16 protein-coding genes, 1 tRNA gene and 1 other annotated feature are annotated in these 17,020 nt (G+C 38.5%); all 17 genes read right to left on the bottom strand.

All coding sequences use genetic code 11. The features are described from left to right. Positions 1-94: 94 nt before the first annotated feature. Positions 95-1,204, bottom strand: a complete 1,110-nt coding sequence (leuB, locus tag WQ54_RS09805; protein ID WP_046515690.1) for a 3-isopropylmalate dehydrogenase — start codon at positions 1,202-1,204, stop codon at positions 95-97. A gap of 24 nt (positions 1,205-1,228) precedes the next feature. Further along, positions 1,229-2,779, bottom strand: coding sequence for a 2-isopropylmalate synthase (locus WQ54_RS09800; RefSeq protein ID WP_046515687.1), 1,551 nt, complete (start codon positions 2,777-2,779; stop codon positions 1,229-1,231). After that, positions 2,766-3,797, bottom strand: coding sequence for a ketol-acid reductoisomerase (ilvC, locus tag WQ54_RS09795; protein ID WP_046515685.1), 1,032 nt, complete (start codon positions 3,795-3,797; stop codon positions 2,766-2,768). The genes WQ54_RS09800 and ilvC overlap by 14 nt, the downstream gene beginning before the upstream one ends. 99 nt (positions 3,798-3,896) lie before the next feature. After that, positions 3,897-4,412, bottom strand: a complete 516-nt coding sequence (gene ilvN, locus WQ54_RS09790; RefSeq protein ID WP_046515683.1) for an acetolactate synthase small subunit — start codon at positions 4,410-4,412, stop codon at positions 3,897-3,899. Next, entirely contained in the window at positions 4,409-6,130 is a 1,722-nt protein-coding gene (ilvB, locus tag WQ54_RS09785) for an acetolactate synthase large subunit (protein ID WP_046515680.1), read from the bottom strand. The genes ilvN and ilvB overlap by 4 nt, the downstream gene beginning before the upstream one ends. A gap of 126 nt (positions 6,131-6,256) precedes the next feature. Continuing rightward, positions 6,257-6,508: a binding site (T-box leader), on the bottom strand. A 798-nt stretch (positions 6,509-7,306) separates the two neighbouring features. Next, positions 7,307-7,383, bottom strand: a tRNA-Arg gene (locus tag WQ54_RS09780). Between the two features lie 279 nt (positions 7,384-7,662). Next, the gene (locus WQ54_RS09775) at positions 7,663-8,175 is read right to left on the bottom strand and encodes a metallophosphoesterase (RefSeq protein ID WP_046515677.1); all 513 of its coding nucleotides are present in this window, start codon (positions 8,173-8,175) and stop codon (positions 7,663-7,665) included. 16 nt (positions 8,176-8,191) lie between these two features. Next, complete coding sequence (locus WQ54_RS09770) at positions 8,192-8,785, bottom strand: XTP/dITP diphosphatase (RefSeq protein WP_046515674.1); 594 nt, start codon at positions 8,783-8,785, stop codon at positions 8,192-8,194. Then, positions 8,782-9,549, bottom strand: coding sequence for a ribonuclease PH (gene rph / locus WQ54_RS09765; RefSeq protein ID WP_046515671.1), 768 nt, complete (start codon positions 9,547-9,549; stop codon positions 8,782-8,784). The genes WQ54_RS09770 and rph overlap by 4 nt, the downstream gene beginning before the upstream one ends. Positions 9,550-9,682: 133 nt before the next feature. Next, positions 9,683-10,753 carry a GerMN domain-containing protein gene (locus tag WQ54_RS09760; protein ID WP_046515873.1) on the bottom strand — a complete coding sequence of 357 codons (1,071 nt, stop codon included), beginning with the start codon at positions 10,751-10,753 and terminating at the stop codon, positions 9,683-9,685. A 264-nt stretch (positions 10,754-11,017) separates the two neighbouring features. Then, positions 11,018-11,836: a glutamate racemase gene (racE, locus tag WQ54_RS09755; RefSeq protein WP_046515669.1), complete on the bottom strand. Its 819-nt coding sequence runs from the start codon at positions 11,834-11,836 to the stop codon at positions 11,018-11,020. A gap of 9 nt (positions 11,837-11,845) precedes the next feature. Beyond that, positions 11,846-12,295 carry a MarR family winged helix-turn-helix transcriptional regulator gene (locus WQ54_RS09750; RefSeq protein WP_046515666.1) on the bottom strand — a complete coding sequence of 150 codons (450 nt, stop codon included), beginning with the start codon at positions 12,293-12,295 and terminating at the stop codon, positions 11,846-11,848. A 464-nt stretch (positions 12,296-12,759) separates the two neighbouring features. After that, a complete protein-coding gene (gene gerE, locus WQ54_RS09740) occupies positions 12,760-12,984 on the bottom strand; it encodes a spore germination transcription factor GerE (protein WP_003184172.1) in 225 nt (74 codons plus the stop codon). A gap of 134 nt (positions 12,985-13,118) precedes the next feature. Next, positions 13,119-13,586: a thioesterase family protein gene (locus tag WQ54_RS09735; protein WP_046515630.1), complete on the bottom strand. Its 468-nt coding sequence runs from the start codon at positions 13,584-13,586 to the stop codon at positions 13,119-13,121. 281 nt (positions 13,587-13,867) lie between these two features. Beyond that, positions 13,868-14,629 carry a succinate dehydrogenase iron-sulfur subunit gene (gene sdhB, locus WQ54_RS09730; protein ID WP_046515627.1) on the bottom strand — a complete coding sequence of 254 codons (762 nt, stop codon included), beginning with the start codon at positions 14,627-14,629 and terminating at the stop codon, positions 13,868-13,870. Continuing rightward, the gene (sdhA, locus tag WQ54_RS09725; protein ID WP_046515624.1) at positions 14,629-16,392 is read right to left on the bottom strand and encodes a succinate dehydrogenase flavoprotein subunit; all 1,764 of its coding nucleotides are present in this window, start codon (positions 16,390-16,392) and stop codon (positions 14,629-14,631) included. The genes sdhB and sdhA overlap by 1 nt, the downstream gene beginning before the upstream one ends. Before the next feature lie 34 nt (positions 16,393-16,426). Beyond that, entirely contained in the window at positions 16,427-17,014 is a 588-nt protein-coding gene (locus WQ54_RS09720) for a succinate dehydrogenase cytochrome b558 subunit (protein WP_046515870.1), read from the bottom strand. Positions 17,015-17,020: the final 6 nt, after the last annotated feature.

The following is a 17,020-nucleotide window of genomic DNA, read 5'->3' as shown; positions in this document are numbered from 1 at the left end:
ACTCAATATAAATAATAAGTCCTAAAAAACTTTCTTACTATATATTGGTCTCTATTTATTTCGACTGTCCCCAAACCAGCCAGTTCCGTTTTTATTAAGAATAAGCTTCCATAATGTTTAAAATAGCATGGTCATCTGCAAGAGCATTCTTAATTTCTTCCCCAATTTGCTTAGTAGTTAGAAACTTTCCACCTTCAGCTAGATCAGCTGTACGGTTCCCAGCATTTAATACATTATCAACAGCTTTTTCAATTGCTTTTGCTTCTTCTTCCAAACCGAAGGATTGACGAAGCATCATCGCCGCTGAAAGAATTGTCGCTACAGGATTTGCAATATTTTTCCCAGCAATGTCAGGGGCTGATCCGTGTACCGGTTCATATAAATGTAAGCCGCCTGAAGATAAACTTGCTGAGGATAGCATTCCTAGTGAACCCGTGATCATTGATGCTTCATCACTTAAAATGTCACCAAACATATTTTCCGTAACGATAACATCAAATTGTTTAGGTGAACGGATGATTTGCATAGCAGCATTATCCACCAGCATATGTTCAAGTGTAACTTCAGGATATCTAGCTGCTACCTCTTCTGCCACTTCTCTCCATACACGGCTAGATTCTAAAACATTTGCTTTATCAACTGAAGTAACATGTTTACGGCGTTTTGCAGCAATTTCAAATGCCGAAACAAGGATTCGTTCGATTTCATAACGTTTATAAAGCAATGTATCGACAACCGCATCCTCACCTTCATGAACAATGCGCTCACTTGGCTTCCCGAAATATAATCCGCCTGTTAGCTCACGAACGATAACAAAATCTACTCCATTTACATACTCTTTCTTTAAAGGGGAAGAGTCTAGCAAGCTTTCAAATGTTTTAATCGGACGCAGGTTTGCATATAAGTCCAGTTCTTTACGTAAAGCTAATAGTCCGCGCTCAGGTCTTAATTCAACAGGATTTTGATCCCATTTCGGACCGCCGACAGCACCTAAAATAATAGCGTCAGATTCCTTACAAATACGAATTGTTTCCTCAGGCAGTGGGTTGCCTTTTTGATCAATTGCGTCTCCACCAATAAGTCCATAATTAAATTGAAATTGATGATGAAAATGTTCTGCAATAGCTTTTAAGATATCAACTGTGACATCAACTACTTCTTTACCTATTCCATCACCCGGTAATAATGCAATTGTTTTTTTCATATTCCCTTCCCCCTTCGAGTGATTTTAAATTAGCAGACTTGCTTCTAGAGTTTGTTTAGGTAATTTAGAAAGTAATGTCATCCGGTTAACTGCATTGATATAAGCTTTAGCTGATGCCTCTAATACATCTTGTGCCATGCCTCTTCCGCTTGCTTCTGCTTCGCCTATTTTAATTTTGACATACACTTGTGCAAGTGCATCTCGACCTCCACTATTAGACTGAATGCGGTAGTCAACTAGATTAATTGAAGTACCGATACAGCGTTCTAATGTATTGTAGATGGCTTCAACACTTCCAGCTCCTGTTGCAGCTTCCTGAATGATCTCATTTTCGGGATTGATTAACGTTATTGTTGCTGTTGGAACTTGAGAGGTTCCATATTGAACCTGCAATGCACTTAACTCATATGCAGCTTCTTTGCTCGCAACCTTTTCTTCTATAAGAAGGGCTTTTAAATCATCATCAGAGATTTCCTTTTTCTTCTCTGTAAGCTCTTTAAATGCCATGAATAATTTATTAACTTCTTCATCTGAAATGTCATATCCTAATTCATGTAATCTATTTTTAAATGCATGTCGTCCTGAATGCTTACCAAGCACCATTGAATTTGTTGAGACACCTACAAGCTCAGGTGAAATGATTTCATACGTTGTTTTTTCCTTCAATACGCCGTCCTGATGGATGCCTGATTCATGGGCAAAGGCATTGCGGCCAACGACAGCTTTATTTCCTGGAACAACCATTCCTGTAAGATTACTGATAAGTTCACTAGATCGCTTAATTTCAGTTAAAGTCAAGCCTGTTTTTGCTTTGTAATAATCGCTGCGTATATGAAGGGCAACTGCCACTTCCTCTAGCGCAGCATTACCTGCTCTTTCACCAATTCCATTTATGGTTCCTTCAATTTGTCCGGCACCATGTTCAATTGCTGACAGAGAATTCGCAACTGCCATGCCTAAATCATCATGGCAATGTGCGGATAAGATAATTTTATCAATTCCTTTTACGTTCTCACGCAGATACGTAAAAATTTCTCCATACTCTTTCGGTGTAATATATCCTACAGTATCAGGAATGTTAATAACATTTGCACCTGCTTCAATCACTTTTTCAACAATTTCAGCTAAGTATGGAAGTTCTGTACGGCAAGCATCTTCTGCAGACCATTGAATGATCGGGAAAAACTTAGCAGCATATTTCACAGCATCTACAGCTGTTTCAATAACTTGTTCTTTCGATTTTTTAAGCTTATATTCCCGATGAATCGGGGAAGTTGCCAAGAACACATGCAATCTTGGTTCCTCGGCAAATTTTAATGCTTCCCACGCTGCATCGATATCGCTTTTTACAGACCTTGCAAGTCCGGTAACAGAGCTGGTTTTAATTGTCTTTGCAATCTCTTGAACTGCTAATAAATCACCTTTTGATGTAGCAGGAAACCCTGCTTCAATAACGTCCATTCCGAGTCTTTCTAGCTGTTTAGCAATCTCCAGCTTTTCTCTCACATTAAGGTTGACGCCTGGAGATTGCTCGCCATCACGGAGCGTTGTATCAAATAGGTTAATTTTTCGCACTCACACTCACCGCTTCTTTCTTGTTTTGTTTAGATTTAACGAAAGGCATCATTGCGCGAAGCTTCTTACCTACAACTTCGATTTGATGTTCAGTTTCGTTGTTATTGATAGCGTTGAATTGTGGGCGGTTTGCTTGGTTTTCTAAGATCCACTCTTTTGCAAATTTACCTGTTTGAATATCTTTTAATACTTCTTTCATAGCTTCTTTAGATCGGCCATCTACAACACGTGGTCCTGAAACGAAATCACCCCATTGTGCAGTATCTGAGATTGAATATCTCATTCCAGCCATTCCATCTTCATACATTAAGTCAACGATTAATTTTAATTCATGTAAACATTCGAAGTAAGCAACTTCAGGCTGATATCCCGCTTCTACTAATGTTTCGAATCCAGCTTTTACTAATGAAGTTAAACCACCGCAAAGTACTGCTTGCTCTCCGAATAAATCAGTTTCAGTTTCTTCTTTAAATGTTGTTTCTAATACACCCGCACGAGCTGATCCAACACCTTTTGCATATGCTAACGCATTTTCTTTTGCAGTACCAGTAACATCTTGATAGATAGCGAATAATGCAGGAACACCAGCACCTTCTTCATATGTTCTTCTTACTAAGTGTCCTGGACCTTTTGGTGCAACCAGGAATACATCAACATCTGCAGGAGGAACGATTTGGCTGAAATGTACGTTAAAACCATGTGCAAATACTAATGAATTACCTGCTTCTAAACCTGGCTTGATTTCTTCTTCATATACTTTTGCTTGCTGCTCATCTGGAAGTAAAACCATTACTATATCTCCAAGCTGTGCAGCTTCTGCTACTGATACAACATGATGACCATCTTCAACAGCTTTGTTAAAAGATCCGCCTTGGCGAACACCTACAACTACGTCAACGCCGCTTTCTTTTAAGTTAAGTGCATGTGCATGACCTTGAGAACCATATCCAATGATTGCTACCTTTTTACCTTGTAATGCTGCTTCGTTTACGTCTCCGTTATAATATACTTTTGTCATGTATAATCTCTCCTTCAAAAATTAATTAAGTTTAATAGTAGATCTTTTGCTTATATATAAATCTTAAAACCTGTGCATCAGGTAAGATTTTTACCTTTATTAGACGATAGATATTGGAACTTCCTTGGCAGCTCTTTGTGTGCCGCGAGTGAATGCAGTAGTTCCTGTTCTAGCAATTTCTTTTATGCCATATGGCTTTAATAAATCAATTAAAACTTCGATTTTCGATGGCTCACCGGTTACTTGCACAACAACACTTTCACGGCTGACATCGATCACTGTGGCACGGAAAGGCTGAATGAGTCCTTGAATCTCCATTCTTGTAGCAGGAGTTGACATCACTTTTATTAATGCAAGCTCTCTAGCTACAATTGATTGTGTGGTAATATCAACAACCTTAATTACATCAATTTGTTTATTTAATTGCTTTGTGATTTGCTCTACTTCTTTTTCTTCTTGCACATTTACAACAAGTGTCATTCGCGAAACCCCTTCAGTTTCTGCATGACCTACTGTAATGCTTTCGATATTAAAATGTCTTTTAGAAAATAATCCTGTAATTCTATTTAAAACACCAGTTTGGTTTAGTACTGTTAATGAAATTATCCTTTTCAAAGCTTTACACCTACCATTTCATGCAACCCTTTTCCTGAAGCTACCATTGGATAGACGTTTTCATCTTTGCATACACGTATATCTAATAAGATCGGACCGTCAGAAGTAATGGCTACCTTCAATTTTTCTTCCCAGCCCTCAGTTCTTTCAATGCGAACTCCTTTAATACCATAGGCTTCTGATAATTTAACAAAATCAGGCTGTGATACAAATTTTGATTCTGAATAACGTTCTTCATAGAATAGCTGCTGCCATTGTCTTACCATTCCTAAAGCAACATTGTTTAAAATGACTACTTTAATTGGTAAGTTCAATTCATGGATAACCGATAATTCTTGAAGCGTCATTTGGAAGCCGCCATCACCTAAAACAGCAATAACTGTAGAATCTCTATCAGCTAATTGGGCACCGATTGCAGCTGGCAAGCCGAAGCCCATTGTACCAAGTCCGCCGGATGTTACCCATTTATTTGGATTTTTAAAATTATAATATTGTGCTGCCCACATTTGATGCTGACCTACATCCGTTGTTACAATCGCTTCTCCATTAGTCCATTCATGGATTAGTTCCAGAACCTTCTGCGGCTTTAACTCAGTGTCTTCCTCATTATAAACAAGAGGATATTCCTGCTTATTTTTAGCAAGCTGTTCATTCCATTCCTTTTGATCACCTTGTTTGCCATCTTGTTTAATTAGCTGTTCTAATACCAGCTTTGCATCACCGACGATTGGAATTTGTGTTGGAACATTTTTTCCAATCTCTGCTGGGTCAATATCAATATGTGCTACTGTAGCTTTTTTAGCAAAATGCTCTAAGTTGCCTGTTACCCGGTCATCAAATCTTGCACCAACACTTATTAGTAAATCACAATCATAAAGCGCCATGTTCGCGGTATATGTGCCATGCATTCCAGCCATCCCTAGGAAAAGAGGATGATCAGCGGGGAAGCCGCCCAATCCTAGCAGCGTGTTAGTAACAGGGATTTGCTGTTGTTCAGCATATTCTGTCAATTCTTTTGAAGCATTTGCATGTAAAACACCTGCTCCAGCCAAGATCACTGGTTTTTTTGCACGGCTTACTGCTTCAACTAATTTTCGAATCTGCAAATAATTGGGTTCACAAGTTGGTTGATACCCTGGCAAGTTGACAGGCATGTCATAGCTGAAATTCCCTTCAATTGTTGCGATATCTTTAGGAATGTCAATTAAAACTGGACCTGGTCTACCTGTTGTTGCAATATGGAACGCTTCTTTAATAATTCTCGGAAGCTCGCTTACCTCACGAACTTGATAGTTATGCTTTGTTATAGGAGTTGTAATTCCTAATATATCTGCTTCTTGGAAAGCGTCTGATCCGATGACACTAGAAGCAACCTGCCCTGTAAAGACTACTAATGGTAATGAGTCAATCATCGCATCTGTTAAACCCGTAACTAAGTTGGTTGCACCTGGTCCTGATGTTGCAATGACCACACCCGGTTTTCCAGAGACACGAGCGTAACCTTCAGCTGCATGTATACCGCCTTGTTCATGTCGGGTTAATACATGGAACATGCCAGAATTATAGAGACTATCATAAATTGGTAAGACTGCTCCGCCAGGATATCCGAAAATTACTTCTACTTTTTCCTGCTTTAATGCTTCAATTAGCATTAAAGATCCCGACATTGTGTTTGTACATTTGGCAGTTGAGCTGTTCAACTGTACATTTGTACTCATTTTCTTTCCTCCCTTAGCAGGCTACTTTTAGCCCTATGTTTTAGTTTTTTTATGTTCTTGCTTGACTAAAAACAGCATATAAAAAACCTTCCCACCCCTCATAAGACTCCACAACAATTTGTGTGCCAAAGGGGCAAAAAGGTTAATAAACTTTTCGCGGTACCACCCTTCTTCATGGCCAAAAATGACCACCTTACGAACAGATTACTGTTCACTTTGATAACGAGTACCGAAGAATGGGACTCGGTTAATCCTACTATAGTTTCAGATTAACACTCAGAGGCGAGTTCATCATTTGGGAGCATCACCGGCTTCCAGCTACCCCGGTTCTCTGTAGATTCTCTACCAAAGACTACTTATCCTCTTCACCGTTTTCCTATATGCAGTTTATTAGCCGACATGAAGGTTATAATCCTTCAAGTGCTTATAATATCCAAGGGTGAAAAGTCACCCAGTTCTCACCATTTGTTTTAGTATTGAATTAAATCCCTTCTAGCAAGAGTAAATCCACTAAAAGAGAAATGTATTAGTTAGCATCAGAACATTTGAACGAAAAGAGGAAATTCTTATTTTATTTAAAGAATTTTCTACACTTTTTTAAATGTTCGTGTAACTTTATTTGAACTTATATTACGCTCTAGAAAAGCAAGTGTCAACAGTGTTTTATGAATTATTTGATAATTTAGATTTATTGGATTAGTTGTATCCGCTTTCATTATTGATATGATTGGAATGGATTTTTCAAAAAAATTTTTGGAGAATTTTTAAAATCCGCAGATGCATAAATCGGTTAAATGAATGAATGGCAGGAATTATGTTAAGGAGGAGATCTTGATAGGAATCAATTTGATCTTTTGTTAAAGATGATATTACAAGGAACACACAAGAAAAAACACAAAGTTGTTAGGTTATCTCCCATTATTTTTTATTTAGGCTACATTCGCCTGTTAATGCCCACTACACGCGATCTCTTTAGCGATTTCAGGGGCAAACTTTGCGCCTGCTTGTCTCCCTTGTCCCTTTGTTCCCGCAGGAGTCTCACGTATCCAGTCAGTCCGTAAAGAAGCAAAATCAGAAGAGTTCAAAAAATGATATTAATATTATGAATTTATTTGCATTTACAAATACAAAAAAACCTCTCATGCAAGATGAAAGGTTATAGTATGTATCATTTAGTGGCGTCCCAGGAGAGATTCGAACTCCCGACCGACGGCTTAGAAGGCCGTTGCTCTATCCAGCTGAGCTACTGGGACTTATAATAAGTTAACTATGAAGTTTTAATAACTAAATTGTAGTCGTCCCGATTTCAGAAAGATAATTCAAGATGCAGCTCAATCGGTACGCTGATGTGAATTCAAGGAAGCATATTCGTTCGTGCTCTATCCAGCTGAGCTACTGGGATATAAAATAAATATACAGGTTTTACTCGTAAATATCACCAGCGACATTTTTTATTATATTGACATTTAATTTAAAAGTCAATATTTTTATTTATTTTTTTATAAAGAGGGAGGTCTCTCCCTCTCAAGTATTTAATTTAAGGTTACTTGCTGTGAAAGTTCGTCAACTTCCTGACCGTTCACTTCATAAAATGTAACTTTTGCTGTATCATTTGCAATATTAAGTATAGCATATGTCTTTTGTCTACGCATCGCAGGAAGCCTGATGCTACCTGGATTTATAAATAAAATGCCATCGATAAGCTCAGCACCCGCGATGTGTGAATGTCCAAAACAAGCAATTTTCGCCTTTTTCTCTAACGCACGGTATTTTAAATTCATTAACGTAGCTTTCACATTATAGAGGTGGCCATGCGTCATATACAAGGTGTAACCATCGATTTCTTCTATAATTTCATTTGGCAATTCTGACCCGAAATCACAATTTCCTTTAACACCCTTAAAAGAGCTTAATTCTTTACTGTCTGCTGGGAGTTCAGAATCTCCACAATGCAGCAATAAGTCCACTTCTGTTTTATGGCGATTTTTTATGTCCTCGATTTCTGTTGTTAAGCCATGGCTATCACTTATTATTAAAACATTCATACATACGCGCCCCATTTTAAAATTGTTTAATCACTTCAACGATCTTTTTTATAGCCTCTGCCCGATGACTAATCCGATTTTTTTCCTCTTTCGATATGCTTGCCATTGTTTTATTTAACCCTTCCACAATAAAGATTGGGTCATAACCAAAACCATTTTCTCCTTGCCGTTCCATTGAGATATACCCTTCACAAGTCCCGACTACCGTTTTCGTTTGCTGTCCAGGTATTGATAATGCCAGCGCACAAATAAATCTAGCAGAACGGTCCTCCAGGCTTTTAACACCTGATAATTCCTCAAGTACTTTGTTGATATTGTCTTGATCATCTTTTGCTGGTCCAGCATATCGTGCGGAAAAAATCCCCGGTCTGCCTCCTAAATAATCAATGGCTAAGCCAGAATCATCAGCAATCGTCATGCGCTGATAGGACTTTGAAATCGCTTCTGCTTTTAATATGGCATTTTCCTCAAAAGTAGTTCCAGTCTCTTCAACATCAATAGAATCAGGGTAATCTAATAGAGATTGAATATGGAACCCCAATGGGGATAATAATGCTTCAAATTCCTTTACTTTCCCTTGATTTTTTGTTGCAATAATGATCTCCTTCACTTTGTACCAACCTGCTTTTTAATATTTTCCGTTACGATAAGTGAGAGATCGCCAAGCGCTTCTTTCTGATGTTCAATCAGAGCTAATATCCCTTGTTCTGCCAGATCAAGCAATCTATTTAATTGCTGTCTTGAAAATGTTGCTTCTTCTCCTGTACCTTGTAATTCAACAAATTGACCTTTTGATGTCATGATGACATTCATATCGACTTCTGCACGGGAATCTTCAACATAATCTAAATCTAAGATTTCTCCATGCTCATTGTCAACCCCTACTGAAACAGCAGCCAGGTAATCTGTAATTGGCAGTGCTTTTATTTTTCCATCTGCCACTAATTTTCCAAGCGCAATCGTCATCGCAACAAAAGCACCAGTGATCGAGGCAGTCCTTGTTCCGCCATCTGCTTGAATGACATCACAATCAATCCAAATTGTTCGTTCACCCAGTTCTTTGAGATCAACAACAGCTCGCAATGCTCGCCCTATTAAACGTTGTATTTCCATTGTTCGACCACTGATTTTCCCTTTTGAAGACTCTCGAATTGTACGCTGTTCAGTTGCTCTTGGCAGCATTGAATACTCTGCTGTAATCCAGCCCTTTCCTTCACCGCGCATAAACGGCGGTACTCTGTCCTCAATACTAGCATTGCAAATGACCTTAGTATTACCGAAGGAGATTAAGACGGATCCCTCTGGATGAATAACAAAATCTTTTACTATATCTACTTTCCTCAATTGATCCTTAGTGCGGCCATCATGTCTCATTCTGTATTTCCCTCCAATGAAAGTCCATTAAATTCTAAAAAATGTATCACTATGTATGCACAAGAAAGAAGAGGCTGCTTTCTTATAAGCATACCTCTTTTTACCCTTTTTATAGTATATCAAAAACGTGCTATTAAAAACTACCTGTGTTCACTTTAGCTGGTCTTGTAACAGGTTCGGTTAGCTTTTCTCCGTTTTCTTTGAGTAATTCTGCTTTTCCATTTACTGTTACAGCAACACTTTCAATACCTTCCTGCTCAGTTAACGTTAATACCAATGATTGGAGAACCTCAGAAGAAATAATTTTTTGTTCTTCATCAAAGCTTCCAAAAATGGACTCATTAAAATCTAAAGTTACCTTTCCATCTTCATATTTAGGTGCGCTTAATAATTCAACATCATTTTGGAAACCGCTAATTAATCCTGTTGATGGTGATGGTCCTTCAATTAGCTCATTAACTGCGGCAGCAATTGGATCTGTTTCAGTATTGTTTACCCGCTTTGTGACCGGGACATAGTATTGCTGTCCATCAGCTTCAGCCGTGTAGTAAACAGTTAACGGATGGGTATTTGTAATATCAACGACATCTGTCGAATCAAGATTAATGCCGCTTTCTCTGCTTACACCATCCTGAATTGGTGTTCCATTAACCGGCATTTCCTTCTGCTCATGGCCGTTTACCCAAATCTTCACCTTTTCCACTTTATCAAATTGAGTTAATGTCCAAGTAATGGCTTGTAAAATTTTTGCTTCATCCTCTTTTTTATATTCATTGAATTCCTTAGAAAAATCTGCAATGGCAACTCCGTCTTTAATATCAACTCCTAAAACTTGAGTATCTTGTGGAAGTACGGCGCGGAAACCATTTGGAAGCATATTTGATATAGGTCCGCCTTCTACTAAATATTCTAATGCTTGTTTCGCGACACTTTTCGTTTTTGGTAGATTCATTGAATAGGGAACAACAAATCCGTTTTTATCGATTAAGTATAATTGACTTGTTACACTTTCCTCTGCTGCTTCATCTGAAACATTTTCTGCTTTACCATCTGAATTTAACTGTTCAACGTCATCTGTTAACGTTACATCCTGGGGTGGATCAATTTCTTTTGCTGCTTGATCAGCATTGAATAAACCACAACCAGAAAGTAGCATAGATGATGCAATAACCGTAATTGCTATCTGTTTGTTGTATTTAGACATAGACATTCTAATCCCTCCAAAGGCAGTTTGTACTACTATGTATACGAGCTATTATCTGTTTTAGACCGATTTTTTGTACAAACTTTAGACAAAGCTCACATCCTATGGTTTGGAGCTATCTGTATGTCAAAACCCTTAACCAATGGAAAGGGGTATTTTAAGTTTACATAGCAAAAAGATTTGCTATTGCTTTCCTTAGGGGATATAAAATATACATAAAAAGGAAAGAGGCTACTCAATTAGAGACAGCCTCACTGTTTCGTATTAGTAAAATTTCGGTTGCCCATCCAACGTGATTGAATTGACACACTCTATTTCGTGTTCAAACCATTTTGTTGCAATTTTTTCAAATAACTCTCTGGGACCGGTTGTTAAAAATAAATGCTGTTTTTTACCTGAAGACTGGTTTAATGCCTTTTTAAAGGACAAGATTGTACTAACTTCTCTAGCTGTTTCATCTCCAGAGCATATTATTTTTACTGCTCGTCCCATAAATCTTTCAATTTGCGGCTGGAGAATTGGGTAATGTGTACAACCGAGAATTAACGAATCTATTTTAGAACCTTTAAGCGGAGCTAGCGTTTCTTCAATGATGATATCCGCTTCTTCTCCTTCATACTCTCCGCTTTCAACAAGCGGGACAAATTTCGGACATGCTAAGCTTTCAACTGTTAATCTACTATTTAACGTTTTAAGCGCTGTTTCATAGGCAGCACTTTTAATGGTATTCAAAGTACCAATAACACCGATATGATTGTTTTTCGTTACTTTTACAGCTGTTCTAGCTCCTGGGAAAATAACGCCTATAACAGGTATATTGACATTTTCCTGAATTTCCTGTAAGGCAATTGCAGTTGCAGTGTTGCACGCAATGATAAGCATTTTTATATGATGATTCTCTAATAAGTAATTTGTCATTTCCCATGTGAAACGACGTACCTCTTCAGCTGGTCTGGGGCCATATGGACAACGTGCTGTATCACCTAAATAAATGATTTCTTCTTTAGGTAATTGTCTCATAATTTCTTTCGCGACTGTTAATCCGCCAACTCCAGAGTCAATAACACCAATAGGACTTTTCAAATAATCGCCTCATTCTTCTCTCATTTCTTGTTGTAATTTAATTAACGATTTTTCTAGTAAGATCACTTCATCGTCTTTGAAATGAACAAGTATATCTTTTAAGTAATTCTGACGTTTATGAATTACCTCTTCAATGATTCGTTCACCTTCTTCTAATAAATGAATTCGTACAACTCTACGATCTTTTGGGTCTTTTACTCTAATAACCAATTGATTTTTTTCCATACGATCAACTAGATCTGTAGTTGTACTGCAAGCAAGATACATTTTATTAGAAAGTTCACCAATTGTTAAGTCCCCATTTTCCCAAAGCCATTGCAAAGCAACAAATTGAGGGGGTGTAATGGCATAATCACTTAATATTTCCCTGCCCTTTTGCTTAATGATGCCTGATATATGACGCAGCGCTTTTTCTAGATCGGCTACGGTTTGTTCATTCACACTTGCATGTTTTGTCATTACATTCAAAACCCTCACTAATGAAATAGTGAGGATGACTCTTACACAAGGTTTTTTATACGATCTGAGTCATCCTCATTTCATATTTTCCATGTTTTCTACAAAAAATGCAAGCTGCATGAGGTATGATCATGATGATCCAGAAGAAAAGCCCAAGGGCCTTGCTCAGGGACTTAAAAACCAATCTGGTTGCTGCTCCAATTTCCATAAGTCTAGCCAATCAAGAAATGAAGGTAAAACATTTTCTATTCCTGATTTGTCTTAAGCTTCTAAGGATATACATTCGCCTCCACCATCTAATACATGGGATAAAGTGCGACTTATCGGACCTTTACGAACAGTTACATTATGTAGTGTTCGTTAGTTGCTTAGACGGCGGCAGTCAATCTTCCCTTTTTTTAAAACCACTATTTGCTTTATAAATAATAACCGGCTTCCTTACTGAAAAGGTTAGCCGGTATTGGTTAGAGCTCTAGTTCACCCATTCGAAGGAGCTCAACAACCGCTTGAGAACGTCCCTTAACACCAAGCTTTTGCATCGCATTCGAGATATGGTTTCGAACCGTTTTTTCGCTTATGAAGAGCTCGCTAGCAATCTCCTTTGTTGTCTTATCTTGAACTAACAATTCGAATACTTCTCTCTCTCTTTTCGTGAGTAATGGCTTTGATTGAAACTCTTTCTCTTTCAAGTATTGTAACCCTCCTTGCTAAGGTGAGAGCTGATCAAACGGATGGGTATATATTTAGTCAACATATACTATGTGTTTCCGCAAGTCACTGTGACAGAAAGATGAAGGAAAAGATGTTAAAAACCGTCTATTTTTTACAGATTCGCCAATTTAGCCTGACCTATTCGTTTTTTATCCTCATCAGTCCATGGAATAGCTTTTCCAGTCTGCTTCGAGATTTGGACAATCGTTCCTCGGCCGACAAAAAGGCTCTTGCCAGTTTGATTGATCCCTAAATAGTGCAAGTCAATCGATGATGTGCCAATATTGTTTACTTTTACGTATAATTTGATTTCATCATCAAAAAAGGCTTGATTTAAGAAATCGCATTGCAAATCCGCCACGACAGGTATTTTCTCCCCATTTACATCTATCCACTGCTCCATTAAGCCTATTCTTTTAAAGAATTCAATCCTTCCTATTTCAAAATATGTAAAAGGAGCAGTATTGTTCATATGTCCAAACATATCTGTTTCTGAAAATCTAATTTTTATTTTGTGATAAAAAGAAAAGCTGTTTAGATAAGAAGCATCAAAACTATCAATATATGAAATGTTTTTCAAAATGTTCAGCCCTTTCCACTTTTAATAATGACAGCAACAAAAAACAACGCCATGGTCACCCTCGAGCAATAAGACCATTTAGAACAGAAGACGTTCTTTACTTTCAATTCTGAATGATCTCTATGAGCTGGCAATTAAAAACTCGACGTCAATCGCCATGATTGTACTGGCACGTCCTGTGCATCAGAGCGGAGACATGAGCACTTACCCACATTTTTTGGAATTTACTATTCAAAACGAAGAAAAAGGCTGACTTCAAAAGTCAGCCCTTCCTAAAACTGTTAGCCTTGGTCACTGCCAAAGAAATTACGGAATGATTGGATTGCAGTATCACGGTTTAATGCTGCGATTGATGTCGTTAAAGGAATACCCTTTGGACAAGACTGTACACAGTTTTGTGAGTTTCCGCAGTTTGCTAAACCGCCATCACCCATAATAGCTTCAAGACGCTCTGATCTATTCATTTCACCTGTCGGGTGGGCATTAAATAAACGTACTTGTGATAATGGAGCTGGTCCAATGAAATTAGATTTGCTGTTTACATTTGGACATGCCTCTAAACACACACCGCAAGTCATACATTTTGAAAGTTCATAAGCCCATTGTCGTTTTTTCTCAGGCATACGCGGTCCAGGACCTAAATCGTACGTACCATCAATTGGGATCCATGCTTTAACCTTTTTAAGTGAATCAAACATACGCTTACGATCCACCTGCAAATCACGTACAACAGGGAATGTACGCATTGGCTCAAGACGGATTGGCTGCTCAAGCTGATCAACAAGAGCCGTACATGATTGACGGGGCTTCCCGTTGATGACCATTGAGCATGCACCACATACCTCTTCCAAGCAGTTCATATCCCAGTTAATAGGTGTTGTCTTCTTCCCTTCAGCATTAACAGGATTACGGCGAATTTCCATTAGCGCCGAAATAACGTTCATATTCGGGCGATATGGAATTTCAAATTTTTCTTGATAAGGGGCAGCATCAGGTGATTCTTGACGAGTAATAATAAATTGAACAACCTTATTCTCACTCATTATTTATCCCCCTTTTTACTTTTAGAATAGTCACGTTTACGCGGCTCTATGAGTGATACATCTACATCTTCGTATTTAAACTCAGGTGCTGTACGGTCTCCTTTGTAGCTGGCCATTGTGGTTTTTAACCATTCTTCGTCATTACGATCCGGGAATTCCGGTTTGTAATGGGCTCCGCGACTTTCATTACGATTGTAAGCACCAAGGGTTACAACGCGTGATAATTGAAGCATATTTTTCAATTGGCGGGTAAATGTTGCCCCTTGATTGCTCCATTTAGCCGTATCGTTAATATTAATGTGATCGAAACGTTCGATCAGTTCTTGAATTTTCTCATCCGTTTTTAGAAGCTTATCATTATGTCTAACAACCGTAACGTTATCAGTCATCCATTCTCCTAACTCTTTATGAAGAACGTAGGCATTTTCGCTGCCATCTAAGCTCATGATAGTATTCCATTTTTCTTCTTCCTGTTTTACAAAACCTTCAAATACCGTAGATGATAGATCCTCAGCACTCTTTTCAAGGCCATTAATATACTTGACAGCATTTGGACCGGCAACCATACCGCCATAAATGGCAGATAATAAAGAGTTCGCTCCTAAACGATTCGCTCCATGCATAGAGTAATCACATTCACCAGCTGCAAACAAGCCAGGAACGTTTGTCATTTGATCATAATCAACCCATAGTCCGCCCATTGAATAGTGAACAGCAGGGAAAATCTTCATCGGAACTTTACGTGGATCATCACCCATGAATTTCTCATAAATTTCAATAATTCCGCCCAATTTAATATCAAGTTCTTTAGGATCTTTATGGGATAAGTCTAAGTACACCATATTTTCGCCATTGATTCCAAGCTTCTGTTCTACACAAACATCAAAGATTTCACGTGTAGCGATATCACGAGGAACAAGGTTTCCATATGCAGGATATTTTTCTTCAAGGAAATACCATGGTTTACCATCTTTATACGTCCAAACACGTCCACCTTCTCCACGCGCAGACTCACTCATAAGACGAAGCTTATCATCTCCCGGGATAGCAGTTGGATGGATTTGAATAAATTCGCCGTTAGCATAGTAAACACCTTGCTGGTAAACAATTGAAGCAGCAGAGCCTGTGTTAATGACTGAATTAGTTGATTTACCAAAGATGATCCCAGGGCCTCCTGTTGCCATAATTACGGCATCAGAACGGAATGATTCAATTTTCATTGAAGTAAGGTTTTGAGCGGTAACTCCGCGGCAAACACCTTCATCATCAATGATCGCACCTAAAAACTCCCAGCCTTCATACTTGGTTACAAGACCGGCAACCTCATAACGCCGAACCTGTTCATCCAATGCATAAAGCAGCTGTTGACCGGTTGTAGCACCGGCAAATGCTGTACGGTGGTGCTGCGTTCCGCCAAAACGTCTAAAATCTAGTAATCCCTCAGGAGTACGGTTGAACATAACACCCATTCGGTCTAATAGGTGAATAATAGCGGGAGCAGCTTCGGTCATAGCTTTTACTGGCGGCTGATTCGCCAAGAAATCTCCCCCGTATACCGTATCATCAAAATGCTCCCAAGGTGAATCTCCCTCACCCTTCGTATTTACTGCACCGTTAATTCCGCCCTGTGCACACACAGAGTGAGATCGTTTCACTGGTACTAATGAAAATAAATCTACTTGAACGCCGTGTTCAGCGGCCTTAATAGTAGCCATTAAACCGGCTAATCCGCCTCCGACAACGATTATTTTATTTTTGCTCATTAAGCCCACTCCTTTTAATAGCTGTTGCTAAAAATTACACGAATGCGAATATTGCTCGAACTCCCACGATTGATAGCGCTAAAAAGATCGCCAGCGTAACGTAAGTGGAAATAACTTGTGAGCGAGGAGTAACAGTAATTCCCCAGCTAACAGCAAATGACCATAATCCGTTAGCAAAGTGGAATATGGTTGAAATAACTCCAATTAAGTAGAATGCTAGCATAAATGGACTGCTTAAAATGGAAGCCATCATATCATAATTTACTTCCGCTCCGAATGCAGCAGCTATTCTCGTTTCCCAAACATGCCATGCAACAAAAATAAATGTAATAATGCCTGTTACACGCTGAAGCATGAATAGCCAGTTGCGCAGATAACCATAGTTGCTTACGTTGTTCTTAGCTGTGAAAGCAATGTAAACTCCGTAAATAGCATGGTATAAAAGCGGAAGGAAAATGATAAAAGTTTCCAAAAGATACCTAAAAGGAAGCATCTCCATAAAATGAGCTGCCTCGTTAAATGCCTCTGCACCTCTTGTTGCAAAGTGATTGACAACAAGATGCTGAACTAAAAAGAGGCCTACAGGAATTACTCCTAGCAATGAGTGCAGTCTGCGATTCACAAACTC

This window comes from Bacillus sp. SA1-12, from assembly GCF_000981385.1.
Lineage (GTDB): Bacteria > Bacillota > Bacilli > Bacillales > Bacillaceae > Metabacillus.
The sequence above is the reverse complement of the archived record's forward strand: the minus strand, read 5'-3'. Positions and strand labels throughout refer to the sequence as shown.

Coding starts and splice junctions, on each gene's coding strand:
- rph (WP_046515671.1), bottom strand. CDS start 9,549: ATGAGACATGATGGCCGCACTAAGGATCAATTGAGGAAAGTAGATATA.
- leuB (WP_046515690.1), bottom strand. CDS start 1,204: ATGAAAAAAACAATTGCATTATTACCGGGTGATGGAATAGGTAAAGAA.
- WQ54_RS09750 (WP_046515666.1), bottom strand. CDS start 12,295: ATGACAAAACATGCAAGTGTGAATGAACAAACCGTAGCCGATCTAGAA.
- WQ54_RS09760 (WP_046515873.1), bottom strand. CDS start 10,753: ATGTCTAAATACAACAAACAGATAGCAATTACGGTTATTGCATCATCT.
- ilvB (WP_046515680.1), bottom strand. CDS start 6,130: ATGAGTACAAATGTACAGTTGAACAGCTCAACTGCCAAATGTACAAAC.
- WQ54_RS09775 (WP_046515677.1), bottom strand. CDS start 8,175: ATGAATGTTTTAATAATAAGTGATAGCCATGGCTTAACAACAGAAATC.
- ilvC (WP_046515685.1), bottom strand. CDS start 3,797: ATGACAAAAGTATATTATAACGGAGACGTAAACGAAGCAGCATTACAA.
- sdhB (WP_046515627.1), bottom strand. CDS start 14,629: ATGAGTGAGAATAAGGTTGTTCAATTTATTATTACTCGTCAAGAATCA.
- sdhA (WP_046515624.1), bottom strand. CDS start 16,392: ATGAGCAAAAATAAAATAATCGTTGTCGGAGGCGGATTAGCCGGTTTA.